Origin of the sequence: Blautia ammoniilytica, assembly GCF_025566965.1 — a bacterium.
In the GTDB taxonomy this organism is placed as follows: Bacteria; Bacillota; Clostridia; order Lachnospirales; family Lachnospiraceae; genus Blautia_A; species Blautia_A ammoniilytica.
Map to the genome: position 1 here is coordinate 5,255 of NZ_JAOQJL010000017.1, position 868 is coordinate 6,122.

Consider the following 868-nt stretch of genomic DNA (forward strand, 5'->3'; position numbering starts at 1 on the left):
GATATTACAAGGGAATTGAACAGACAGGCGATTGCTACTTGTGATGAGCAGAAATTATCAAGAGGGGATCAGGTGCAGTTCCAGAGGTTTGACACGATCAAAAAGAAACACTGGAGCCCTACGACAGTATCGGCAATCGTCCGGGATGAGATTTATATTGGAACCAGAATCTGGGGCAAAACACGTTGCAGTATGCATACGGGCCATAAAGCAGTTCTGAATGATGAAACAGAATGGGTTCGCCTGGAAAATCATCATACGGCAATTATAGACAGGGAATTGTTTGAAAAAGCAAATGAAATGCATCCGAAAAAGAAGAGAAGTGTTGCAGAATCACGCACCAATTTTACTCTGGAAAGACGTAAAAAACAGCCGGCCTTGCTGATATGTGCCAACTGTGGGCATTCTCTGTTAAAAGAAACAGAGCATCTGCTGAAATGTTCAGATGCCAGAACCAATGGTGATCCTGTGTGCCGAAGTCTGGTGATTCGTAGGGAACCGATGGAGGAGAATATCCTTGGGCTTGTCCGTCAGTATGCAGCGTCAATGTTGAAAAAAGGAAAGAAAGTATCTTCCAAAAGACAATGTGAATACAAAGAGATCAATACTACAGAATTGCAAAAACAGAGCCGACAGTTGACCTCGGAAAAGATGAAACTCTATGATGATTACAAAGATGGTCGTATAGATCGTGATTCGTATAAGCAGAGAGCTGAAAAGATAAGTGTACAGCTGGATGAAATAAAACGAAAGATAGAAGATGCGAAGAATAGTAAAAAGCTTCTTGAACAAAATGAACTTTCTGATAAAATAAAACTAAAAGATTTCTTGGGAATTCAGAAGTTCGATACAGAGAAGCTGCGTGAGG

General features: G+C 40.9%; 1 protein-coding gene. It reads left to right on the forward strand.

The genetic code is table 11. The features are described from left to right. Positions 1-868 (forward strand): recombinase family protein (locus OCV61_RS09655; RefSeq protein ID WP_262582774.1); only part of this gene is annotated, 868 nt, incomplete at both ends.